This is a genomic window from Pseudomonas sp. P7779 (assembly GCF_013386315.1).
Lineage (GTDB): Bacteria > Pseudomonadota > Gammaproteobacteria > Pseudomonadales > Pseudomonadaceae > Aquipseudomonas.
This window is the reverse complement of the sequence record NZ_JACARZ010000034.1, coordinates 16,439-37,383: the sequence shown is the minus strand read 5'-3', so window position 1 is coordinate 37,383 and position 20,945 is coordinate 16,439. Positions and strand designations below refer to the sequence as shown.

The following is a 20,945-nucleotide window of genomic DNA, read 5'->3' as shown; positions in this document are numbered from 1 at the left end:
CGTCACAACAAAAACAATAACGATCAGGGAACACACCATGTACGCCATTCACCCGGGGCCGGCCACGCGCCGTGCCCCATTCTCGCCCCGCGCGCTCTTTAACGGCGCACTTGAGCACAGGCCTGGGAGTCAGTATTCTCGGCGCCCGCTCAAATCGACTCAAAAAAAAACAGCGAATGTAAAAGCTGACTGCAAGGCCAACTTATCCCGGCCCCACGTCCGCAGCCAACGTGTGCAAAAACTCTCCGAATTCGACTGTGTTCATCACAGCCGACGGGGATTTTTTGGCTTTTTAAACACCTTGGCGCAGCTCTTGCTAAAAGCATCAAAGCTGACCGAACAGACGATTTTTGCGGCAAGCCAAAAGACGCCACACCAGAGCGTCCGCTTAGAAAAAAAACCAGAAACCTTTACCTCGGGAGCAACCGAATGAAACGTACCGTGAACAGCCTGATGCTGGCAGGATCCCTGCTGGCCGGGGGCCAGGCCATGGCCGGTGATCTGCTGCAGTGGCAGAACAACAGCCTGACTTATCTGTGGGGCAAGAACTTCACTGTTAACCCGCAGATCCAGCAAACCGTGACCTTCGAACACGCCGACGCGTGGAAGTACGGCGACAACTTCTTCTTCCTCGACCGCATCTTTTACAACGGCAAGGAAGACGGCAATGTCGGCCCAAGTACTTACTACGGCGAGTTCAGCCCACGCTTGTCGTTCGGCAAGATTTTCGACAAGGACTTGTCGTTCGGTCCGATCAAGGACGTGTTGCTGGCGTTCACTTACGAGTTCGGCGAAGGCGACAACGAGTCGTACTTGCTCGGCCCGGGCTTCGACCTGGCAATCCCTGGTTTCGACTACTTCCAGCTGAACTTCTACCAGCGCCAGACCGAAGGCAATCGCCCGGGTGACGGCGTATGGCAGATCACACCGGTGTGGTCGTACACGATCCCGGTGGGCAACTCCAATGTGCTGATCGACGGCTTCATGGACTGGGTGGTGGATAACGACAAGAACGCCCGCGGCACTTACCACGCCAACCTGCACTTCAACCCGCAGATCAAATATGACCTGGGCAAGGCGTTGCATTGGGGCGAGAAGCAGTTGTATGTCGGTATCGAATACGACTACTGGAAGAACAAGTACGGGATCCAGGACAGCGGCGCGTTCGAGACCAACCAGGACACTGCGAGCCTGTTGGTGAAGTACCACTTCTAACCACACCGCCTATCCCCTGTGGAATCGGGTTTATGTGGGAGCGGGCTTGCTCGCGAATGCGGTGGGTCAGTCAATACATCTGGCGACTGACACACCGCATTCGCGAGCAAGCCCGCTCCCACACAAGCCCGCTCCCACATTCAGTCCGGTGTCAGGCCCAGGAACCGCTGCAACTCTTCGCGCTTGGCCAGCGCATCCCGCCTTCCCAGCTCGATCAATTCGCTGCAATACCCCGCCTCGAACAGCAGGTAGCTGAGCACACCCGCGCCACTGGTTTTGGTCGCCCCCGGCCCGCGCAGAAACAGGCGCAATGCCGCCGGCAATTCCTGGCGGTGACGTGCCGCGATTTCGTCGATTGGCTGACTGGGAGCGATCACCAATACTTCCACTGGCGCCAAACCTTGTATCGCCGCGTTGGCCGGCAACACGTGGCTGAACTGGTTCAGGCGCTCGAGCAATTCGATATCGCTTTCCAGGCTGTCGATGAACGTACTGTTGAGCATGTGCCCGCCGATCTGCGCCAACGTCGGCTCCTGGCCGGTGAAGGTGCGCGCCGGGTTCGATGGATCGTTGCCGCGCGGGTTGCCACTGACCCCCACCACCAGCACGCGGCTGGCGCCCAGGTGCAACGCAGGACTGATCGGCGCCGACTGGCGCACCGCCCCGTCACCAAAATATTCCTGGCCGAGTTTGACCGGCGCAAACAGCAACGGAATCGCCGAGCTGGCCAGCAAATGTTCAACGGTCAATTGGGTGGGAATGCCGATGCGCCGATGCCGCAACCAGGCATCGATGGTGCCGCCGCCCTGATAGAAGGTCACGGCTTGCCCGGACTCGTATCCGAACGCGGTCACCGCCACAGCATGAAGGTGTTTCTCGCGGATCGACTGCGCGATGCCTTCCAGGTGCAGTTTGTCGCGCAACAAGTCCCGCAGCGGCGAACTGTTGAGCAGCGCCACTGGCACCTGCGCCCCCATCCCCAGCAGGCTGTGGATAAGGAATCGACTGGCCTGGCTGATCACCCCGGGCCAGTCGCTGCGCAGCACCAGGTGGCTGCGAAAGCCCTGCCAGAAGGCGGTCAGGCGCTGGATGGCGGCGGTAAAGTCCATGGCGCCACTGGCCAGGCTCACTGCATTGATCGCCCCGGCCGAGGTGCCGACGATCACCGGAAACGGATTGGCCGCGCCCGGCGGCAACAGCTCGGCTATCGCCGCCAGTACCCCCACCTGATAGGCGGCCCGCGCCCCGCCGCCGGAAAGAATCAAGCCTGTGACCGGTTCAGCTGGGCGCATTGCATCACTCCATGGTGCTTGGGGACTTCAGATCAACGGCGGCGTTTTTCATACAGTTTAGGTTCACCTGGCGGCCGGCTCTTGAAGCGGCGGTGCGTCCACAGGTATTGCTCGGGGCATTCGCGCACGGAGGCTTCGACCCACTGGTTGATGCGCAGGCAATCGATCTCGTCGGTTTCACCGGGGAAGTCGGTCAGCGGCGGATGGATCACCAGGCGATAACCGCTGCCGTCGGCCAGGCGTTCCTGGGTGAACGGCACCACCAGAGCCTTGCCCAGGCGGGCGAACTTGCTGGTGGCGGTCACGGTGGCGGCCTGAATGCCGAACAATGGCACGAAGATACTTTGCTTGGCGCCGTAGTCCTGGTCCGGTGCGTACCAGATCGCACGACCGGCCCGCAGCAGCTTGAGCATGCCGCGCACGTCTTCGCGCTCTACGGCCAGGGAGTCGAGGTTGTGCCGCTCGCGGCCACGGCGCTGGACGAAATCGAACAAGGGGTTGCCGTGCTCGCGGTACATGCCGTCGATGGTGTGCTTCTGCCCGAGCAAGGCGGCGCCGATTTCCAGGGTGGTGAAATGCAGGGCCATGAGGATCACGCCCTTGCCTTCCAGTTGCGCCTGCTTGAGGTGCTCCAGCCCTTCGACATGGGCCAGGCGCGCCAGGCGCGGCTTGGACCACCACCAGCTCATGGCCATCTCGAAGAACGCGATGCCGGTGGAGGCAAAGTTTTCCTTGAGCAAATGTTTACGCTCTTTAGCGGACTTTTCCGGGAAACACAGTTCCAGGTTTCGTGCGGCGATACGTCGACGTTCACCGGCCACCCGGTACATTCCCGCCCCCAAAGCACGGCCAATCCCCAGTAAAGCCCGGTACGGCAACTGCACAATCAGCCACAGCAAACCCAGCCCCAGCCATAACAGCCAGAAGCGCGGATGAAAAAATACAGCTCGAAAACGCGGGCGATCCATTCAAGATTCCGGTAAAGACAACGGCCGCGCATTCTACAACGGTTCGACCCGGCTTGCGGCTAGCGGATGTTCTCGTTATAAGTCTCGACACTTTTCGTGACAAGCCGCTTTGCCGACCATGAGCCAAACCGAACCGCTAGACCAAGATCCCGTGTTCCAGTTGAAAGGCAGCATGCTCGCCATTACCGTGCTGGAACTGGCCCGCAACGACCTTGATGCCCTGGACCGCCAGCTCGCCGCCAAGGTCGCCCTGGCGCCGAACTTCTTCAACAATGCACCGCTGGTGCTGGCCCTGGACAAGCTCCCGGCCGGCCAGGGCGCGGTCGACCTGCCCGGGCTGATGCGCGTGTGCCGCCAGCATGGCCTGCGCACCCTGGCGATCCGTGCCAGCCGTATCGAAGACATCGCCGCGGCAATCGCCATTGAACTGCCAGTACTGCCGCCGTCGGGTGCCCGCGAGCGTCCGCTCGACCCGTTGGTCGGCGAAGAGAAGAAAAAACCGGAGAAACCGCCGGAGCCGACGATCAAGCCGACAAAGATCATCACCTCTCCCGTACGGGGCGGGCAGCAGATTTACGCCCAGGGTGGCGACCTTGTCGTCATCGCCCCGGTCAGCCCGGGGGCGGAACTTCTCGCCGATGGAAACATCCATGTATACGGCCCCATGCGTGGTCGTGCCCTGGCCGGCATAAAAGGTGACACCAAGGCCCGTATTTTTTGCCAGCAGTTGACCGCTGAGCTAGTGTCCATCGCAGGCCAGTACAAGGTTTCGGAAGATTTGCGCCGCGATCCGCTGTGGGGGGCCGGGGTACAAGTCAGCCTGTCGGGCGATGTGTTGAACATCGTTCGTCTTTAACGGATACTGCCGCATTTTCCAAGCATCTCTGGACTCTGATAGCACAGCGAAAACGGCAAAACTTGTGTAGGAATAATTTTAAGGTGGGGTTTGCCCAGGCAAACCGTGCTTTCTCCTACAAGAGCTGCCCGCCTGCAGCGAGTGACAAGAGATGTTTTTCAGGGACTAAAAAGTCCTTTTTCCTTAGGGGTGAAACACCTTGGCCAAGATTCTCGTGGTTACATCCGGCAAGGGTGGTGTGGGTAAGACCACCACCAGCGCCGCTATCGGTACCGGCCTCGCTCTGCGCGGCCACAAGACAGTTATCGTCGACTTCGACGTCGGCTTGCGTAACCTCGACCTGATCATGGGCTGTGAACGCCGCGTGGTTTACGACTTCGTCAACGTCGTCAATGGCGAAGCCAACCTGCAACAGGCCCTGATCAAGGACAAGCGCCTTGAGAACCTGTATGTACTGGCCGCCAGCCAGACCCGCGACAAAGACGCGCTGACCAAGGAAGGCGTGGGCAAGGTCCTCGCCGAACTGAAGGAAACCTTCGAATACGTGGTGTGCGATTCCCCGGCGGGTATCGAGACCGGTGCTCACCTGGCGATGTACTTCGCCGACGAAGCCATCGTCGTGACCAACCCTGAAGTCTCCTCGGTACGTGACTCGGACCGCATGCTCGGCCTGCTGGCCAGCAAGTCCCAGCGCGCCGAGAAAGGTGAAGATCCGATCAAGGAACACCTGCTGCTGACCCGCTACAACCCTGAGCGCGTCAGCAATGGCGAAATGCTCGGCGTTGAAGACGTGAAGGAAATCCTCGCCGTGACCCTGCTGGGTGTGATCCCGGAATCCCAGGCCGTCCTGAAGGCATCCAACCAAGGTGTGCCGGTGATTCTTGACGACCAGAGCGACGCCGGCCAGGCGTACAGCGATGCGGTAGATCGCTTGCTGGGCAAGACCGTGGAACATCGCTTCCTCGATGTTAAGAAGAAGGGATTCTTCGAGCGTATCTTTGGAGGCAACTAAACAATGAAATTTCTCGACTTCTTTCGCGCCAACAAAAAGCCAAGTACCGCGTCGGTAGCGAAAGAGCGTCTACAGATCATCGTGGCGCACGAACGCGGCCAACGCAGCACCCCGGATTACCTGCCAGCCCTGCAGAAGGAACTGGTGGAAGTGATCCGCAAGTACGTCAATATCGGTAACGATGACGTGCATGTCGCCCTGGAAAATGACGGCAGCTGCTCGATTCTGGAACTCAATATCACCCTGCCTGATCGTTGATCGAAAAGGCGGTCGCCACGGCGGCTCGGTTACCTGGCTCCCCTCACGGGGCCGGGTGAGCGAGCCGCCGTTGGCGTTTGTTACGAGGCTGTTTTAATGCCGTTGTCCAATGTCCATATCCTTCATCAGGACGCTGCTGTCCTGGTGGTGAACAAGCCTACCCTGCTGCTCTCGGTGCCCGGTCGCGCCGACGACAACAAGGACTGCCTGATCACCCGCCTGCAGGAAAACGGCTACCCCGAAGCCCGCATCGTCCATCGCCTGGACTGGGAAACGTCCGGGATCATCCTGCTGGCCCGAGACGCGGATACCCACCGTGAACTGTCCCGCCAGTTTCATGACCGGGAAACCGAAAAGGCCTACACCGCACTGTGCTGGGGCCAACCGGAACTGGACAGCGGCAGCATCGACTTGCCCTTGCGCTACGACCCGCCGACCAAGCCACGGCACGTGGTGGACCACGAGTTCGGCAAGAACGCGCTGACCTTCTGGAAAGTCCTGGAGCGTTGCGGCGACTGGTGCCGGGTTGAGCTGACGCCGATCACCGGCCGTTCACATCAACTGCGCGTGCATATGCTGTCCATCGGGCATCCGTTGCTGGGCGATGGCTTGTACGCCCACGAACAGGCCTTGGCTGCCTGGCCACGCCTGTGCCTGCACGCCAGCATGCTGAGCTTCACCCATCCCCAGAGCGGCGAGCGTCTGCGCTTCGAGTGCCCCGCGCCGTTTTAAGCTGTAAACGCAATTAAAATGTGGGAGCGGGCTTGCTCGCGAATGCGGTGGATCAGTTAGCTCATTCGGCGACTGACACACCGCATTCGCGAGCAAGCCCGCTCCCACATTTGTTCTGTGCACTTATCCCGTCGGACGGTAAACTCGCGCCATTGCTGTCTGGAGCTACTTATGCGCGAAGAGTTGAACCAAGGCCTGATCGACTTCCTCAAGGCCTCCCCTACCCCGTTCCATGCCACCGCCGCCCTTGCACAGCGCCTGGAAGCGGCCGGTTTCCAGCGTCTTGACGAGCGCGAGACCTGGACCACCGAGGCCAACGGGCGCTACTACGTGACCCGCAACGACTCCTCGATCATCGCCTTCAAGCTCGGCCGCCACTCGCCCCTGCAAGGCGGCATCCGCCTGGTCGGCGCCCACACAGACAGCCCGTGCCTGCGGGTCAAGCCACAGCCTGAACTGCAACGCCAGGGCTTCTGGCAACTGGGTGTGGAAGTGTACGGCGGCGCGCTGCTGGCGCCGTGGTTCGACCGCGATCTGTCCCTGGCCGGCCGCGTCACTTTCCGCCGCGACGGCAAGGTCGAAAGCCAGTTGATCGACTTCAAGCTGCCCATCGCGATCATCCCCAACCTGGCCATTCACCTGAACCGTGAAGCCAACCAGGGTTGGGCGATCAATGCCCAGACCGAACTGCCGCCGATCCTTGCGCAGTTCGCCGGTGACGAGCGCGTGGACTTCCGCGCAGTGCTGACCGAGCAACTGGCTCGTGAACACGGGTTGAACGCTGACGTGGTGCTCGACTATGAGCTGAGCTTCTACGACACCCAGAGCGCGGCCGTGATCGGCCTCAATGGCGACTTTATCGCCGGTGCCCGCCTCGACAACCTGCTGTCGTGCTACGCCGGCCTGCAAGCCCTGCTCACCGCCGAAACCGATGAAACCTGCGTGCTGGTATGCAACGACCACGAAGAAGTCGGCTCGTGCTCCGCCTGCGGTGCCGACGGCCCGATGCTGGAGCAGACCCTGCGCCGCCTGCTGCCCGAGGGCGATGAGTTCGTACGCACTATCCAGAAGTCGCTGCTGGTGTCTGCCGACAACGCCCACGGCGTGCACCCCAACTACGCCGAGAAGCACGACGCCAACCACGGCCCGAAACTCAATGCCGGCCCGGTGATCAAGGTCAACAGCAACCAGCGCTACGCCACCAACAGCGAAACCGCCGGGTTCTTCCGCCACCTGTGCATGGCCGAAGAAGTGCCGGTGCAAAGCTTTGTGGTTCGCAGCGACATGGGTTGCGGCTCGACCATCGGCCCGATCACCGCCAGCCACCTGGGCGTGCGCACCGTGGATATCGGCTTGCCGACGTTTGCGATGCACTCGATTCGCGAGCTGTGCGGCAGCCACGACCTGGCGCACCTGGTGAAGGTGTTGAGTGCGTTTTACGCGAGTCGTGATTTGCCGTAATTGCAGGATGAACACAAATCAAATGTGGGAGCGGGCTTGCTCGCGAATGCAGAGGGTCAGTCAATACATCGGGTGACTGATCCACCGCTTTCGCGAGCAAGCCAGCTCCCACATTTTGATCTTCATTGTTTGATAGATCGGGCTCAGTTCAAGACTTCACTCAGCGGAATGAAGTTGACCCGGTCACCGATCTCCAGCGTCGTCCCCTCCAGCACTTCTACCAAACCTTCGGCCCACGCCGCGCTACGCAGCACACCCGAGCTCTGGTTGCGGTAGATGATCGCCTTGCCCTGCTCCAGCCGCCCGCGCAAATACTCGCGGCGATTCCCCGGCTTGGGCCAGACAAATCCCACGGGCACTTCAATGCGCAGCGGCTGCACGTCTTCCACGCCCTGGCGGCGCAACAGGTAAGGCCGCGCCAGCAAGGCAAAGGTCACCAGCGTCGACGCCGGATTGCCCGGCAAACCGATCACCGGTACACCACGGAAATGCCCGAACGTCAGCGGCTTGCCCGGCTTGATTGCCAGCTTCCACAGCGCCAGCTCCCCTTCTTCCCGCAGCGCAATCCCGAGAAAATCCGCCTCCCCCACCGACACACCGCCGGTGGACAGAATCAGGTCTACCGAGCCCAATGCGCCCAGGCGTTCGCGGGTTTGTTCCAGGTCGTCCGGCAGGATCCCGGCATCCACCACTTCGCAGCCCAGGCGCTCCAGCCAGCTGCACAGCACCCGGCGATTACTGTTGTAGATCTGCCCGGGGCCCAGCGGCAGGCCCGGCTCGATCAACTCGTCGCCGGTGGACAGCACAGCCACGCGGGCGCGTCGTACCACCTCCAGCCGATCACGACCCAGCGAAGCCGCCAGGCCCAACTCGATCGGGCCCAGGCGTGTACCTGCTGGCAACACCCACTCGCCCACCGTGGTTTCCTGGCCTTGGGGACGGATGTTTTGATCCACCTGCAACGCTTCGGTGAAGCTCACCCGCTGATCGGCATGGACCACGGCGTTTTCCTGCATCTCGACGCAGTTCGCGCCCTCCGGTACCGGGGCTCCGGTGAAGATCCGCGCGCAGGTACCGGCAGCCAAGGGCTCGGGTGCCGTGCCCGCAAAAATGCGCTGGCTGACTACCAGTGGCTCACCGGTCCAGTCCGCCAGGCGCAGGGCGTATCCGTCCATGGCGCTGTTGGGCCAGGGCGGCAAGTCCAGCGTGGAGATCAACGCCTGGGCCAGCACCCGACCATCACACTCGGCCAGCGCCAACGTTTCCTGCTCGCGAATCGGCGCTGCCTCGGCCATCGCCAGCAATTGTTCGAGGGCGTCTTCCACCGGCATCAACGCGCCGGTCTTGCCCGGCTTACCCACGGGATTCACAGGGCTCGGCCTGTTTCAAATGCGGGACGAAGTTGCACGGGCGGTGACGGTTATCCAATTGCTCGGCGAGAATCCCGTCCCAACCGGTGCGCACCGCGTTGGTGGAGCCCGGCAGGCAGCACACCAGTGTGCCGTTGGCCAGGCCGGCCAGGGCACGGGATTGCACGGTGGAGGTGCCGATATCGGCCACGGAGATTTGCCGGAACAGTTCGCCGAAACCATCCACCTGTTTATCCAGCAGGCAGCTCACCGCTTCCGGGGTGCTGTCGCGGCCGGTGAAGCCGGTGCCGCCGGTGATCAACACCACCTGCACCACGTCTTCGGCAATCCAGTGCGCCACTTGCGCACGGATTTTGTACAGATCATCTTTAAGCAGAACCCGCTCGGCCAGAAGGTGACCGGCGGCGGTCAGGCGGTCGACGAAGACCTGGCCCGAGGTGTCGGTTTCCAGGGTGCGGGTGTCGCTGACCGTCAATACAGCGATATTCAGGGGTACAAAGGGCGCATCAGCCTTGGCTTTCATGGCTCGGTCCGGTTGTCGAAGGAACAGCCCGATGTTATATCACAGCCCCCCATTTCACTGCCCGCAGGAGCCGTCATGCCAAGCCATTCTTCCCCACTGCCCTGTTCGATCCTTTTGCTGGCCGGCGGTCGTGGCCAGCGCATGGGCGGCCTCGACAAGGGCCTGTTGGACTGGCACGGGCAGCCGCTGATCGCGCACCTGCATCGCCTGGTGCGGCCGTTGACCGACGACCTGATCATCTCCTGCAATCGCAACCAGGCGCAGTACGCGGCCTACGCCGACCGATTGGTCGGCGATGACAGCCCCGACTTTCCAGGGCCACTGGCCGGCATTCGCGCAGGACTGGCGGTGGCGCAGCATGGGCATCTGCTGGTATTGCCGTGCGATGTGCCGCAGATCGATGCACGATTGCTCGCCGACCTGCGCAGCACGGCGCAGCAAAACCCGTTGCTGCCGGTGATGGTGCGCCACGGCGATTTCTGGGAACCGCTGCTCTGCGTGATCCCCACTTCGCTGCGCGAGCCCTTCGAACGGGCCTGGGCAGCCGGCGAGCGCAGCCCGCGCCAGATCATGCAGGCGCTGGGGGCCAAGGCCCTGAATTGCCCCGCCGACGATCCGCGCCTGGCCAACCTCAATACACCGGAGTTGTTGCACCGCCCGCCCAGCGTGTCAGAATGAGCGTCGAACAAGGAACTTTGCCGACGTTACACACGTCACAAGGTCAGTACTCAACAAAGCATTCTCTCGGAGACAAACTCATGACTCAACGGACCATCGCCGCTCTCATGCTTGCACTGGGCCTCGCTACCCTTGCCGGTTGCGCCTCGCCGACAGTGATCACCCTGAATGACGGTCGCGAAATCCAGGCCGTCGACACTCCTAAATTCGACAAGTCCACCGGCTTCTACGAATTCGAACAGCTGGATGGCAAGCGCACCCAGATCAACAAGGATCAGGTTCGCACCGTTAAAGACCTGTAAGTCTTAACGCCAGATACAAAAAAGCCCGCGTAATGCGGGCTTTTTCGTTGCTGGGGTTTACCAGTCCAGGCTGATCTCGCTGCGAAAGTCGCGCTCAAGGCCGGTGACCGGGTCGATGAAACGCACCCCCTGGGCCAGCAGCTTGAGCGGGTTGGCGTAGTCGTCCTCGGCATCCTTGATAACGTCGGGGTAGAACGGATCGTTGCAGATACTCGCGCCCAGGGCCGTCATGTGCACCCGCAACTGATGCTTCTTGCCGGTCACCGGAAACAGGCCATAGCGCCACAGGTCGCCATTCTTTTCCCGCACCTCGACCGCCGTCTCGGTGTTGCTCGCCCCCGCGCCTTCCTGCATGCGAAAGAACGGCTCGCCATCCACCAGCCGGCTTTTGTGCACCAGCGGAAAGGTCAGCCCAGGCAATGCAGGGGCAATGGCTTCGTAGAACTTGTCGATCTTGCGCGTGGGAAACAGCTGTTGATACGCCGAGCGCGTCTGGGGGTCGGCCGAAAACAGCACCAGCCCTGCGGTATGCCGATCAATGCGATGCAGCGGCACCAGCGCCGGGTTGTCGAGGCGACGGATCAAACGCCGCAACAGGGTCTGCTCGACGTATTCACCGGCAGGCGTGACCGGCAGGAAGTGCGGCTTGTCGGCTACCACCAGGTGTTCATCGGCGTACAGGATCGTCTCCTGCACCGGGATTACTTTCTCGTTCGGTACTTCGCGAAAGTAGTAGATGCACAGGCCTTCGCGGTAGGCGAGGTCCTGATTGATGGGGGTGCCATTGATGTCCAGTACCCTGCCCCGGGCGATGCGGTCCAGCCATTGCTCACGGCTGATGGCCTGGAAGTGCTCACACAGGCAATCCAGCACGGTGGCCCAGGCGCCTGGCGGCAGGTACAAGGTGCTGGCTTGGTGCTGGGCAGCGGAAAAAACGGACATGGCAGGCTCAAGACGTGGACATACAGGCGCGCATTATCCCGCATGCAGCCGGATCAGGCCCAGCACAGATTCAGGCCTTGGCCAATTCCGCGCGCAACACCGGTGACGCACTGGCCGCCTCGGTGAATTCCTTGAGCCAGCGCAGCACATCCACCGCTTCCCAGCGGCCCGGGTCGTAAAGCGCATACAGCAAGCCCTGGTAACCCACCACATCCAGTTGCTTGTGATAACCCGCGCGCTGGAACAGCGCCTCGATCTCGGCAAAGCAGGTGTTGAAATGCACTTTGTTAAACGGCGTCTTGCCTTCCGTGACCAGGCCATCGAGGCGCAGCTCGTTCACCGCGTCACGCACGACGTCGGCGGACATGCGATTGACGCTGCTTTTCAGTTGTTCAACATTCACCACGGGCGTTCCCTCTCATTCAATCGCTGTACAAACATACAGTAACCGAATAATCGGGAACTCGCCATCGCCGAGTGCTAGCTAAGAAAGTTCACTACCTGCGCTTTGTCGAACGGCCACTCCAGCTCCGCGCCCGTGTCTACCCGGCGCAGCACCGGAATCCGCAGGCCGTAGGCTTCATACAGGGCCTCGGAATCGGCGATATCCACCAACTCCACCAGCAGGCCGTGTTCGACCAACGGCATGATTTCGGCTTCGGCAAACTCACACAGATGGCAGCCCAGGGTGCCGAACAACTGACATTCAGGAAGCATGGCAAAGGGTCCGAGAAGAATCAGGTGCCTATTCTAACAGCGTCGGGACACTGCAAAAGCCTGACCCAGATCAGCATGGCGTATAACTGATTCAGCGACTCTCGCGACTTTTTTCCCGTAATACCTGCAATGGAGCTGCATGTGTTTGCCAACCTGCTGATTATCCTGGCCTCCTCCCTGGTGGTGATTGCGCTGTTTCGTCGCCTGCAACTGCCGCCGGTGCTGGGCTATCTGTGTGTTGGCCTGGCCGTGGGCCCCACCGCCCTCGACTGGGTCAATGACAGCGAAGAGTTGCCAGACCTTGCCGAACTGGGTGTGGTGTTCCTGCTGTTTTCCCTGGGCCTGGAGTTTTCTCTCAACAAAATGCTCAGCCTGCGCCGGGTGGTGTTTGGCTTGGGCAGCCTGCAGGTACTGTGCTGCGGGTTGCTGCTGGGCGGTTTGCTGGCACTGTTCGGCCTGTCGCCGACGACCGCGCTGTTGCTCGGTGCTGGACTGGCACTGTCGTCCACCGCCATCGTCAGCAAGGAGCTGACCAGCCTCGGCGAAATCTTCAGCAGCCATGGCCAGAATGCGATTGGGGTATTGCTGTTCCAGGATGTAGTGGCCGTATTGCTGCTGACCCTCGTGCCAGTGTTCGCCGGTAACAGCGAGCAAGCCTGGTACTGGGCATTGCCACTGACCCTGGGCAAAACCGTGGTGCTGTTCCTTGGCCTGCTGTTGGCCAGCCGCTGGTTGCTGCCGCGTTTGTTCCGTGAGGTGGCGGCGTCCCATTCGGCCGAATTGTTCGTGCTGCTGGCACTGGTGATCGTACTGCTCACCGCCTGGCTGACCCACTTGCTGGGCCTGTCCCCGGCACTCGGTGCGTTTCTCGCCGGCATGCTGCTGGGGGAAAGCCATTACCGCCATCAGATCGAAGCCGATATCCGGCCGTTTCGCGACATCCTGCTGGGACTGTTTTTTGTCAGCATCGGCATGCTGATCGACCTGCAACTGTTCGTCAGTCATAGCCTGTTGATTCTCGGCCTGACCCTCACGCTGATGTTGATCAAAGGCTGTGTGGTCGCGCTATTGGTGCAACTGCGCGGCAGCGACGGTGAAACCGCATGGCGCAGCGGCCTGGCGCTGGCCCAGGGCGGCGAGTTCTGTTTCGCCTTGATGGCGCAAATGCAGCAAAGCCGCCTGCTGCCCGCCGACATCAGCGGCCTGCTGCTGGCTGCCACCTTCTGCTCGATGCTATTGACTCCGCTGTTGCTCAGGGCTGCACCCGCGATTGCCCTGCGCCTGCACCGCAAGCCCAACCAGCAAGTACAGCTTGAAGAGATTACGGCCCTGAATGCCGAGCTGCGCGACCACGCGGTGATCTGCGGCTACGGCCGGGTTGGCCAGTCCATCGGACGCTTCCTGCACCGTGAACAACAGGCGTTCATTGCCCTTGATGACGACCCGGAGCGAGTCCAGGAAGCGTCTACCGAAGACAGCGCCGTGCATTACGGCGACTGCCGCCGTGGCGCCCTGCTCAGCGCGGTCGGCCTGGAACGTGCGCGCCTGGTGGTGATCGCGGTGGACAACAGCGACGTCGCCCTGGCCGTGCTCAACGAAGCGCGGCGGATCAACCTGACCGTGCCGATCCTGGTACGCACCCGCGACGACAGTCAGCTGGCCGAACTGAAAGCCGCCGGCGCCACTGAAGTGGTGCCCGAGTTGCTGGAGTCGAGCCTGATGCTCGCCTCCCATGCGTTGATCCTGCTGGGGTTGTCGGAGCAGCAGGTGCAAGGCCGTGTCGATGAAGTGCGCCAGAGCCGGTACCGCCTGTTACATGGCTGCAACCAGAACGAAGGGGACGCGCCCCTCAATCCTGACTGACCGCGCCAATCTTGTGGATCGACAAATCCGCGCCGTAATACTCTTCTTCCTGACTCAAGCGCAGGCCATGCACGCGTTTGATCACGCCATACACCAGGAAGCCGCCGGCCAGGGCTACCACTACCCCCAGCGCGGTGCCGATCAACTGGCTGATCAGGCTCACGCCGCCCAGGCCGCCCAGGGCGGTCTGGCCGAAGATCCCGCAGGCAATCCCGCCCCACACGCCGCACAGCCCGTGCAATGGCCATACACCCAGCACATCGTCGATTTTCCAGCGATCCTGGGCGGCAATGAAGAACCAGACGAACAAGCCGCCCGCCACCACGCCGGTCACCAACGCGCCCACCGGGTGCATAAGGTCGGAACCGGCACAGATCGCCACCAACCCGGCCAATGGACCGTTGTGCAAGAAGCCTGGGTCGTTACGGCCGATCACCAATGCCGCTACCGTGCCACCGACCATCGCCATCAACGAATTGACCGCCACCAGCCCGCTGACCCCGGACAGGGTTTGCGCACTCATGACGTTGAAGCCGAACCAGCCGACGATCAAGATCCACGAGCCCAACGCGAGAAATGGAATGCTCGACGGCGCGAACGCCACCAGGCGCCCTTCCCGATAACGCCCCTGCCTTGGCCCCAGCAACAGCACCGCCGCCAGCGCCAGCCAGCCGCCCATGGCGTGCACCACGACGCTGCCGGCAAAGTCATGGAAGCTGGCGCCGAAGGTGGCCAGCAACCAGGCTTGCAGGCCGTAGTTGCCGTTCCACACCATGCCTTCGAAAAACGGGTAGATGAAGGCTACGATCAACGCAGTGGCACACAGTTGCGGAACAAACCGTGCACGCTCGGCGATTCCCCCGGAAATGATCGCCGGGATCGCCGCCGCGAAGGTCAGCAGGAAGAAGAACTTCACCAGGCCGTAGCCGTGGTCGGCGCTGATCACCGCCGCCGGTTGCATGAAGGTCACCCCGTAGGAGATCCAATAGCCTATAAAGAAATAGGCCAGTGTTGAAATCGCGAAGTCACTGAGGATTTTCGACAGGGCATTGACCTGGTTCTTCTGGCGCACCGTGCCGACTTCCAGGAAGGCAAAGCCGGCGTGCATGGCCAGGACCATGACCGCACCAATCAGAATGAACAGCGTGTTGGAGCTGTGGACGAGGGTGTCCACCGCGCTTTGCAAATTTTCCATGGAGGATGGCAGGCCTGCAGATGCAGGAAAAAGCACCAAAGCAGTTCATGACCTTCATGATGCGCACTAAATTGGCACCAACGATCCGACCCTCGTTTGAGGCCGTGAACCGCTTTGGCGCAGCGATCATTGAAAAAGGCAGAATCCGACAGGGTTTTTCCGCGAGTTTTAGTTATTTAGGGTAAGGTTTTTCAGGGTTTGAGCCCCAACCGCCCGGATTCAGCGCAAGGCCCCGGGCCTGCGCACCAAGGCAAAGCAAAAGCTGTACCAGACAATTGCAGTGAACCTTCACCGACACCGGTGACTCGAAACCAGAAGTAAACAGACCAGCCACTCACGGAGATAACCATGGCCAGAAAAACGGCAAAGACTGCTCAAGAAATACTGATGGCGGATTTTCAAACCCTGGTCAGCGATACCGAGAAGCTGCTGGACGACACGGCGATCCTCGCCGGTGACCAGGCTGACGAGCTTCGCAGCAAGATTCACGAAAGCCTGCTCAAGGCCCGTGAAACCCTGCAACTGACCGAAGACTCCCTGCGCGAACGCGGCCAGGCGGCGGTCACGGCCACTGAAGACTATGTGCAGGCCAACCCCTGGCAGTCCGTCGGCATTGCGGCCGGCGTGGGCTTTTTGATCGGCCTGCTGGCTACAAGGCGCTAATCATGTCTATCGGCGAATCCGGCTCGTCCACGGGCCCAAGTTCTACTTCACGGCGCCTGGGCGCGGCTGTTCTGGGTTTGCTGCACAGCCATGTCGAGCTGTTCGGCATCGAGTTGCAGGAGCAGAAAGCCCGCACCGTCAGCCTGTTGCTGTTCGCCGGCCTGGCGCTGGTGTTTGCCTTGCTGTTGCTGGTGGGTTTGTCGGCGCTGGTGATGATCCTGGTGTGGGATACCTACCGCCTGACCGGGATTATCAGCCTGTGTGTGTTCTACATACTGGCCGCAGCATTCTGCGGGTTGCGCCTGAAGGCGGCGGTGTTCGATGAGTCCACGCCGTTCCACGCCACCCTCGAAGAGCTGGCCAACGACCGGGAGCGCCTGCTGCCATGAGCATGACTGAATTGCCGCAAAACACTTCCCGGCGAGAAATGCGCAAGGCGTTGATCCGCCTGCGCATGGAAATGCACCGCCAGGAAATCCGTCACGAGTCCCAGCAACTGATGCTGCCGCTGCAAAAGGTCCGCAACATGGGCCAGAGCTGGCAGGACGGTTTTGGCATCAAGCACGCGCCGCTGTGGGGCGTGGGCGTGGTGACGCTGCTGGGGTTTCTCACCGGCAAAGGCGCCAAGGGCGGCGGAATCGGCACCATGACCCGCCTGGTGCGGCTGGGTGCCGGCCTGATCCCGCTGATCAAACTGGCCATGCAAGGTGCTTCGCGCAAAAGTTGAGCGTGCTGGCTGCATTCTTGCAAACAGATCAGGCCCGGCCCTCTCCATTGAGGGCCGGGCCTTTTTTATTTCCGGTCTTTTAAGGAGGCCCCGTGATCGACGGGCAACCGCTCGCCTGCTTCCAGCCATTCATCGACACCGCCACCGGCCGCATCGCCGGCGTAGAAGCCCTGGGCCGCCTACGCCAGGCGAATGGCCAACTGCGCTCGGTGGGTCCGCTGTTCGCCGACCCGCGTACGCCCTCGGTGGCCTTGCGCCGCCTGGACCGGCAGATCCGTGACAATGCCCTGAGCCGCCTGCATGAAGCCCCGCAGGAGTGGTTCCTCAGCCTGAATATCTCGCCACGCTGGATCACCCGCCTGCGCCCGGGCCAGGCACTGCCGAGCCTGAAGCAATTGCAACTGCATAACGTCGACCCGCGCCGCATCGTGTTCGAGATCACTGAACTGGGCGGCGATATCCTGCGCCTGGCCGAAGTCGTCGAGCGCTACCGCGAGGCCGGCGCGCGGATTGCCATTGATGACTTCGGCGCCGGCTATTCGCAGCTGGACCGGGTGCTGGCCTTGCAGCCGGACATTCTCAAGCTGGACATGCGCCTGTTCCAGGCCGCGGCCCGCGGTGGCCCGAGCGGTGAGGTGGTACGGGCACTGGCGCAAATGGCGGAAAAAACCGGCTGCTGGATCATCGCCGAAGGGGTGGAAACCGAGGCCCAACTGAATTTCGCCCTGGAATGCGGTTCGCGTTATGTCCAGGGCTACCTGTTCGCCCAGGCCCAACTGGACTGGTTCGACACCGACGCATTCGTGCCGCGCTTCGCCCAGCTGCGCACCGGCTATGTCCAACAGAAGCTCGCCGAACGTGGCCGGATCATGCAACTGCGCCAGCAACTGGCGGAGCTGATGCAGATCCTGCAAACCTGGGCCCACACCCGCGCACCGCTGAGCCACCTGCCGCAATTGCCGGCGTTTCCCTGGCTGCTGCGTTTTTACCAGTGCGACCGGCATGGCACGCAACTGACACCCAACTTCGAATGGCACCAGGGCGCCTGGCAAGCCGATAGCCGCTACCTGGGCCACAACTGGTCATGGCGTCCGTATTTTTATCATTTGCTGGCCGAAGGTTGGGAGGAGCGGCGGCTGACCCTGTCCTCAACCTATCGCGATGCCACGACCAACCAGTACTGCCTGACTGCCGGACAATTCTTTGATAACGGTCAGCGCTTGCTGTTAATCGATATCGACGCCGCCGGCCTGTAGTTTTTCGCTTGCGAAGGCCTGGCTGAACCGGGAAGCTGGGAGCCGTCATTCACCGCACGGAGAGTACCCGCCTTGGATTGGCCCACCCTGCTTACCCGCGAACGCCTTGGAAAACCCCTGCACAGCCCGGAAGAACTGGGGCGCAGTCCGTTTCACAAAGACCATGACCGCATCATCTTTTCCGGTGCGTTTCGCCGCCTGGGCCGCAAGACGCAAGTGCACCCGGTGACCAGCAACGATCACATCCACACCCGGCTGACCCACTCCCTGGAAGTCAGTTGCGTGGGACGATCCCTGGGCATGCGCGTAGGCGAGACCATCCGCAGTGCCCTGCCCGACTGGTGCGACCCGAGCGACCTGGGCATGGTGGTGCAGTCGGCCTGCCTGGCCCATGACATCGGCAACCCACCCTTCGGCCATTCCGGCGAGGACGCGATCCGGCACTGGTTCCAGCAAGCTTCAGGCCGTGGCTGGCTGGATGACATGAGCAGCGCCGAACGCAATGACTTCCTCAATTTCGAAGGCAATGCCCAGGGCTTCCGGGTACTCACGCAACTGGAATACCACCAGTTTGATGGTGGCACCCGCCTGACCTACGCCACCTTGGGCACCTACCTGAAATACCCCTGGACCGCCCGCCACGCCGACTCCCTGGGCTACAAGAAACACAAGTTCGGCTGCTACCAGAGCGAACTGCCGATCCTGGAGCAGATCGCCCAGAAGCTCGGCTTGCCGCAGTTGGAAGAACAACGCTGGGCCCGGCACCCGCTGGTGTACCTGATGGAGGCGGCCGACGATATCTGCTACGCGTTGATCGACCTCGAAGACGGCCTGGAAATGGAGCTGCTGGAATACGCCGAGGTCGAGTCACTGCTGCTGGACCTGGTGGGCGACGACTTGCCGCAAACCTATCGGCAACTCGGCCCGCTGGATTCCCGGCGACGCAAGCTGGCGATCCTGCGAGGCAAGGCCATCGAACACCTGACCAACGCCGCGGCCCGGGCGTTCGTCGAACAACAGGACGCGCTGCTGGCCGGCACCCTGCCGGGGGACCTGGTGGAACATATGCACGGCCCGGCCAAGCGCTGCGTGCTGGATGCCAAGGACATGGCCCGCAAGAAGATCTTCCAGGACAAGCGCAAGACCCTGCATGAGATCGGCGCCTACACCACCCTGGAAATCCTCTTGAATGCCTTCTGCGGCGCGGCCCTGGAACAACATGGCGGTCGCACCCCGTCGTTCAAGAACCGACGCATCCTCGACCTGTTGGGCAATAGCGCCCCGGATCCCTCCTGGTCATTGCACGCGTCCTTCCTGCGCATGATCGACTTTATCGCCGGCATGACTGACAGCTACGCCAGCGAGATGGCCCGCGAGATGACCGGCCGCTCCAGCCCGCAATAAATCGGAGCCCTGGCTGATGGCCAGGGCGACTTTTCAAAGAATCGCCCTACGCACGGAACAGAGCGGCCTGATCGAAGTTCTTCCCCGCCGCGATGAATAATCGCGCGCCCTGACCGCAGTCTTTCGACCTGCTCCTGCGCCCGATAGCTGGCGGGCCCATTAACTTCTTACTACACGCCCTGGTGGAGCGTCTTCAGGGCTCTTGTCCATTCCATGGAAAAAACCATGCTCGAACAACTTCGCATCCTGTTGGTGGAGGATCACCCCTTTCAATTGCTGGCCACCCAATGCCTGCTACGAAACTATGGCTACCACGACCTGGCACTGGCCGAGAATGCAGAACAGGCAATGCGGCTGATGACACAAACCGACGTGCCATTCGATATTCTGCTCTGTGATCAATGTTTGCCCGACTTGCCCGGGCTGGAGTTGATTGAAATTGCCAACCGCAGAGGCTTTATAAGGTCCGCGATATTGCTCAGCGGCCTGCCCGTCAATGAACTGGAACACCTGATGGCCCAGGCATCCCGACGCAACTTTCCATTACTTGGCTATTTGTCGAAGCCGTTAAGCCACCTTGAGCTGAATGAACTCATACGCCAATCACGCCTTACTCGCTCAACAGAAAAGTAGGAAGTTAAACACCCGGGCAATCCGAAAACGCCTCTTTATAACGCTGCCCTCTCACGACCAGTTACTTTTAAATTCCACCCACGCAAAACTCTTACACCCAAACAACAAACACCTCACAGAGCGTAATCCCTTGCTTTTTTTGATGTAGGATTATTCTTGTTTTACGTTTGTTCCACATCAAGTTCATCCTCCTTCATTGCCATGTGAGCTAATGTGCCGACTTTATTTGCGCCTGTATGGAATTTGATCATGAACTCAGTTTTTATTATTGACGACCACCCCGTCATCCGACTTGCCATTCGGATGTTGTTAGAACACGAAGGCTATAAAGTAGTGGGAGAAGCCGATAACGGTTGTGATGCGATACAAATGGTCAAGGAGTGTCAGCCTGACCTGATTATCCTTGATATCGGCATTCCGAAACTCGATGGCCTGGAAGTGCTGTGCCGGTTCAACGCAATGAGTACGCCGACCAAGACGTTAATACTCACTGCCCAGACCCCCAAGCTCTTTGCTACCCGGTGCATGCGCTCCGGCGCGGATGGCTATGTGTGCAAGGAAGGTGACTTGAGCGAACTGCTCAGTGCCATCAGGGCGGTCTTGTCAGGTTACAACTACTTCCCGAGCCAGGCCCTTAACGGCAGCACTAACGAAACGGATAACAATGAAGAGCTTGAACTGTTCAAAGTCGTCAACGATCGTGAACTCATGGTATTACAACTTTTTGCCCAAGGCCGGACAAACAAGGAAATCGCCAAGGGCATGTTTCTCAGCAACAAGACCGTCAGCACTTACAAAAAAAGGCTCATGCAAAAACTGAAAGCCAAATCCTTGGTAGAACTTATCGAGATGGCAAAACGTAACGCGCTAGTGTGAGA

25 protein-coding genes are annotated in these 20,945 nt (G+C 60.8%); 17 read left to right on the top strand and 8 right to left on the bottom strand.

Annotation, left to right across the window (positions count from 1 at the left end):
• The first annotated feature begins 37 nt into the window (after positions 1–37).
• Positions 38–433 carry a hypothetical protein gene (locus HX869_RS11650; protein WP_134326009.1) on the top strand — a complete coding sequence of 132 codons (396 nt, stop codon included), beginning with the start codon at positions 38–40 and terminating at the stop codon, positions 431–433.
• Complete coding sequence (locus tag HX869_RS11645; RefSeq protein ID WP_003209104.1) at positions 430–1,215, top strand: outer membrane protein OmpK; 786 nt, start codon at positions 430–432, stop codon at positions 1,213–1,215. Before HX869_RS11650 ends, HX869_RS11645 begins: the two co-directional genes overlap by 4 nt.
• Before the next feature lie 140 nt (positions 1,216–1,355).
• On the opposite strand, the gene HX869_RS11640 is transcribed toward HX869_RS11645, so the two are convergent.
• The gene (locus tag HX869_RS11640; RefSeq protein WP_087694783.1) at positions 1,356–2,507 is read right to left on the bottom strand and encodes a patatin-like phospholipase family protein; all 1,152 of its coding nucleotides are present in this window, start codon (positions 2,505–2,507) and stop codon (positions 1,356–1,358) included.
• Between the two features lie 32 nt (positions 2,508–2,539).
• Positions 2,540–3,475: a lipid A biosynthesis lauroyl acyltransferase gene (locus HX869_RS11635; protein WP_003209101.1), complete on the bottom strand. Its 936-nt coding sequence runs from the start codon at positions 3,473–3,475 to the stop codon at positions 2,540–2,542.
• 118 nt (positions 3,476–3,593) lie between these two features.
• Here HX869_RS11635 and minC point away from each other — a divergent pair, with 118 nt between their 5' ends.
• From minC to HX869_RS11610, 5 genes are all read left to right on the top strand, one after another.
• Entirely contained in the window at positions 3,594–4,331 is a 738-nt protein-coding gene (gene minC / locus HX869_RS11630; protein WP_003209099.1) for a septum site-determining protein MinC, read from the top strand.
• A gap of 199 nt (positions 4,332–4,530) precedes the next feature.
• On the top strand, positions 4,531–5,343 hold the full coding sequence (gene minD, locus HX869_RS11625) for a septum site-determining protein MinD (RefSeq protein WP_003209098.1): 813 nt from the start codon (positions 4,531–4,533) through the stop codon (positions 5,341–5,343).
• A 3-nt stretch (positions 5,344–5,346) separates the two neighbouring features.
• Positions 5,347–5,601, top strand: coding sequence for a cell division topological specificity factor MinE (gene minE, locus HX869_RS11620; RefSeq protein ID WP_003175252.1), 255 nt, complete (start codon positions 5,347–5,349; stop codon positions 5,599–5,601).
• 96 nt (positions 5,602–5,697) lie between these two features.
• Positions 5,698–6,333, top strand: a complete 636-nt coding sequence (locus HX869_RS11615; protein ID WP_008432172.1) for an RluA family pseudouridine synthase — start codon at positions 5,698–5,700, stop codon at positions 6,331–6,333.
• Positions 6,334–6,504: 171 nt separating this feature from the next.
• The gene (locus tag HX869_RS11610; protein ID WP_003209095.1) at positions 6,505–7,794 is read left to right on the top strand and encodes a M18 family aminopeptidase; all 1,290 of its coding nucleotides are present in this window, start codon (positions 6,505–6,507) and stop codon (positions 7,792–7,794) included.
• Positions 7,795–7,937: 143 nt separating this feature from the next.
• On the opposite strand, the gene glp is transcribed toward HX869_RS11610, so the two are convergent.
• Positions 7,938–9,164 carry a gephyrin-like molybdotransferase Glp gene (glp, locus tag HX869_RS11605; RefSeq protein WP_178903112.1) on the bottom strand — a complete coding sequence of 409 codons (1,227 nt, stop codon included), beginning with the start codon at positions 9,162–9,164 and terminating at the stop codon, positions 7,938–7,940.
• A complete protein-coding gene (moaB, locus tag HX869_RS11600; RefSeq protein WP_003209092.1) occupies positions 9,148–9,687 on the bottom strand; it encodes a molybdenum cofactor biosynthesis protein B in 540 nt (179 codons plus the stop codon). Before moaB ends, glp begins: the two co-directional genes overlap by 17 nt.
• 75 nt (positions 9,688–9,762) lie before the next feature.
• Between moaB and mobA the strand changes: the two genes are divergently transcribed.
• Both mobA and HX869_RS11590 read left to right on the top strand, forming a co-directional pair.
• Positions 9,763–10,365 (top strand): molybdenum cofactor guanylyltransferase MobA, encoded by a 603-nt coding sequence (gene mobA / locus HX869_RS11595; protein ID WP_178903111.1) that lies wholly within the window; start codon positions 9,763–9,765, stop codon positions 10,363–10,365.
• Between the two features lie 80 nt (positions 10,366–10,445).
• Complete coding sequence (locus tag HX869_RS11590) at positions 10,446–10,667, top strand: YgdI/YgdR family lipoprotein (RefSeq protein WP_003209090.1); 222 nt, start codon at positions 10,446–10,448, stop codon at positions 10,665–10,667.
• A gap of 57 nt (positions 10,668–10,724) precedes the next feature.
• Here the strand turns inward: HX869_RS11590 and HX869_RS11585 are convergent, their stop codons facing one another.
• The 3 genes from HX869_RS11585 to HX869_RS11575 form a co-directional block, all read right to left on the bottom strand.
• Positions 10,725–11,609: a pseudouridine synthase gene (locus HX869_RS11585; RefSeq protein ID WP_177080300.1), complete on the bottom strand. Its 885-nt coding sequence runs from the start codon at positions 11,607–11,609 to the stop codon at positions 10,725–10,727.
• Between the two features lie 70 nt (positions 11,610–11,679).
• Positions 11,680–12,015, bottom strand: a complete 336-nt coding sequence (locus tag HX869_RS11580) for a hypothetical protein (protein WP_003209087.1) — start codon at positions 12,013–12,015, stop codon at positions 11,680–11,682.
• A 74-nt stretch (positions 12,016–12,089) separates the two neighbouring features.
• Positions 12,090–12,326, bottom strand: a complete 237-nt coding sequence (locus tag HX869_RS11575) for a glutaredoxin family protein (protein WP_177035738.1) — start codon at positions 12,324–12,326, stop codon at positions 12,090–12,092.
• A 141-nt stretch (positions 12,327–12,467) separates the two neighbouring features.
• On the opposite strand from HX869_RS11575, the gene HX869_RS11570 reads away from it, so the two are divergent.
• Positions 12,468–14,189 carry a monovalent cation:proton antiporter-2 (CPA2) family protein gene (locus HX869_RS11570; protein WP_102368451.1) on the top strand — a complete coding sequence of 574 codons (1,722 nt, stop codon included), beginning with the start codon at positions 12,468–12,470 and terminating at the stop codon, positions 14,187–14,189.
• Here HX869_RS11570 and HX869_RS11565 read toward each other — a convergent pair.
• Positions 14,176–15,384 (bottom strand): ammonium transporter, encoded by a 1,209-nt coding sequence (locus HX869_RS11565; RefSeq protein WP_003209083.1) that lies wholly within the window; start codon positions 15,382–15,384, stop codon positions 14,176–14,178. The two genes, HX869_RS11570 and HX869_RS11565, sit on opposite strands and share 14 nt — an antisense overlap.
• A gap of 348 nt (positions 15,385–15,732) precedes the next feature.
• Between HX869_RS11565 and HX869_RS11560 the strand changes: the two genes are divergently transcribed.
• The 7 genes from HX869_RS11560 to HX869_RS11530 all read left to right on the top strand — a co-directional run bounded on the left by HX869_RS11560 (position 15,733) and on the right by HX869_RS11530 (position 20,943).
• Positions 15,733–16,047, top strand: coding sequence for a YqjD family protein (locus tag HX869_RS11560; protein ID WP_003209080.1), 315 nt, complete (start codon positions 15,733–15,735; stop codon positions 16,045–16,047).
• A 2-nt stretch (positions 16,048–16,049) separates the two neighbouring features.
• Positions 16,050–16,436 carry a phage holin family protein gene (locus tag HX869_RS11555; protein ID WP_003209078.1) on the top strand — a complete coding sequence of 129 codons (387 nt, stop codon included), beginning with the start codon at positions 16,050–16,052 and terminating at the stop codon, positions 16,434–16,436.
• Positions 16,433–16,774, top strand: a complete 342-nt coding sequence (locus tag HX869_RS11550) for a hypothetical protein (protein WP_008432159.1) — start codon at positions 16,433–16,435, stop codon at positions 16,772–16,774. The genes HX869_RS11555 and HX869_RS11550 overlap by 4 nt, the downstream gene beginning before the upstream one ends.
• A gap of 92 nt (positions 16,775–16,866) precedes the next feature.
• Positions 16,867–18,030 carry an EAL domain-containing protein gene (locus HX869_RS11545; protein WP_008432158.1) on the top strand — a complete coding sequence of 388 codons (1,164 nt, stop codon included), beginning with the start codon at positions 16,867–16,869 and terminating at the stop codon, positions 18,028–18,030.
• A gap of 72 nt (positions 18,031–18,102) precedes the next feature.
• Positions 18,103–19,434, top strand: a complete 1,332-nt coding sequence (locus HX869_RS11540; protein ID WP_003209075.1) for a deoxyguanosinetriphosphate triphosphohydrolase — start codon at positions 18,103–18,105, stop codon at positions 19,432–19,434.
• Positions 19,435–19,659: 225 nt separating this feature from the next.
• A complete protein-coding gene (locus HX869_RS11535) occupies positions 19,660–20,067 on the top strand; it encodes a response regulator (RefSeq protein ID WP_003209073.1) in 408 nt (135 codons plus the stop codon).
• Between the two features lie 249 nt (positions 20,068–20,316).
• Complete coding sequence (locus tag HX869_RS11530; RefSeq protein ID WP_003209072.1) at positions 20,317–20,943, top strand: response regulator transcription factor; 627 nt, start codon at positions 20,317–20,319, stop codon at positions 20,941–20,943.
• The last annotated feature ends 2 nt before the right edge of the window (positions 20,944–20,945 follow it).

What these genes read in the sequence shown, in the direction of transcription:
- HX869_RS11565 (WP_003209083.1), bottom strand. Translation starts at nt 15,384, where the DNA reads ATGGAAAATTTGCAAAGCGCGGTGGACACCCTCGTCCACAGCTCCAAC.
- HX869_RS11575 (WP_177035738.1), bottom strand. Translation starts at nt 12,326, where the DNA reads ATGCTTCCTGAATGTCAGTTGTTCGGCACCCTGGGCTGCCATCTGTGT.
- HX869_RS11535 (WP_003209073.1), top strand. Translation starts at nt 19,660, where the DNA reads ATGCTCGAACAACTTCGCATCCTGTTGGTGGAGGATCACCCCTTTCAA.
- minE (WP_003175252.1), top strand. Translation starts at nt 5,347, where the DNA reads ATGAAATTTCTCGACTTCTTTCGCGCCAACAAAAAGCCAAGTACCGCG.
- HX869_RS11585 (WP_177080300.1), bottom strand. Translation starts at nt 11,609, where the DNA reads ATGTCCGTTTTTTCCGCTGCCCAGCACCAAGCCAGCACCTTGTACCTG.
- HX869_RS11590 (WP_003209090.1), top strand. Translation starts at nt 10,446, where the DNA reads ATGACTCAACGGACCATCGCCGCTCTCATGCTTGCACTGGGCCTCGCT.
- HX869_RS11615 (WP_008432172.1), top strand. Translation starts at nt 5,698, where the DNA reads ATGCCGTTGTCCAATGTCCATATCCTTCATCAGGACGCTGCTGTCCTG.
- HX869_RS11650 (WP_134326009.1), top strand. Translation starts at nt 38, where the DNA reads ATGTACGCCATTCACCCGGGGCCGGCCACGCGCCGTGCCCCATTCTCG.
- HX869_RS11530 (WP_003209072.1), top strand. Translation starts at nt 20,317, where the DNA reads ATGAACTCAGTTTTTATTATTGACGACCACCCCGTCATCCGACTTGCC.
- HX869_RS11560 (WP_003209080.1), top strand. Translation starts at nt 15,733, where the DNA reads ATGGCCAGAAAAACGGCAAAGACTGCTCAAGAAATACTGATGGCGGAT.
- HX869_RS11640 (WP_087694783.1), bottom strand. Translation starts at nt 2,507, where the DNA reads ATGCGCCCAGCTGAACCGGTCACAGGCTTGATTCTTTCCGGCGGCGGG.
- HX869_RS11645 (WP_003209104.1), top strand. Translation starts at nt 430, where the DNA reads ATGAAACGTACCGTGAACAGCCTGATGCTGGCAGGATCCCTGCTGGCC.
- HX869_RS11555 (WP_003209078.1), top strand. Translation starts at nt 16,050, where the DNA reads ATGTCTATCGGCGAATCCGGCTCGTCCACGGGCCCAAGTTCTACTTCA.
- minC (WP_003209099.1), top strand. Translation starts at nt 3,594, where the DNA reads ATGAGCCAAACCGAACCGCTAGACCAAGATCCCGTGTTCCAGTTGAAA.
- HX869_RS11610 (WP_003209095.1), top strand. Translation starts at nt 6,505, where the DNA reads ATGCGCGAAGAGTTGAACCAAGGCCTGATCGACTTCCTCAAGGCCTCC.
- mobA (WP_178903111.1), top strand. Translation starts at nt 9,763, where the DNA reads ATGCCAAGCCATTCTTCCCCACTGCCCTGTTCGATCCTTTTGCTGGCC.
- HX869_RS11635 (WP_003209101.1), bottom strand. Translation starts at nt 3,475, where the DNA reads ATGGATCGCCCGCGTTTTCGAGCTGTATTTTTTCATCCGCGCTTCTGG.
- moaB (WP_003209092.1), bottom strand. Translation starts at nt 9,687, where the DNA reads ATGAAAGCCAAGGCTGATGCGCCCTTTGTACCCCTGAATATCGCTGTA.
- HX869_RS11550 (WP_008432159.1), top strand. Translation starts at nt 16,433, where the DNA reads ATGAGCATGACTGAATTGCCGCAAAACACTTCCCGGCGAGAAATGCGC.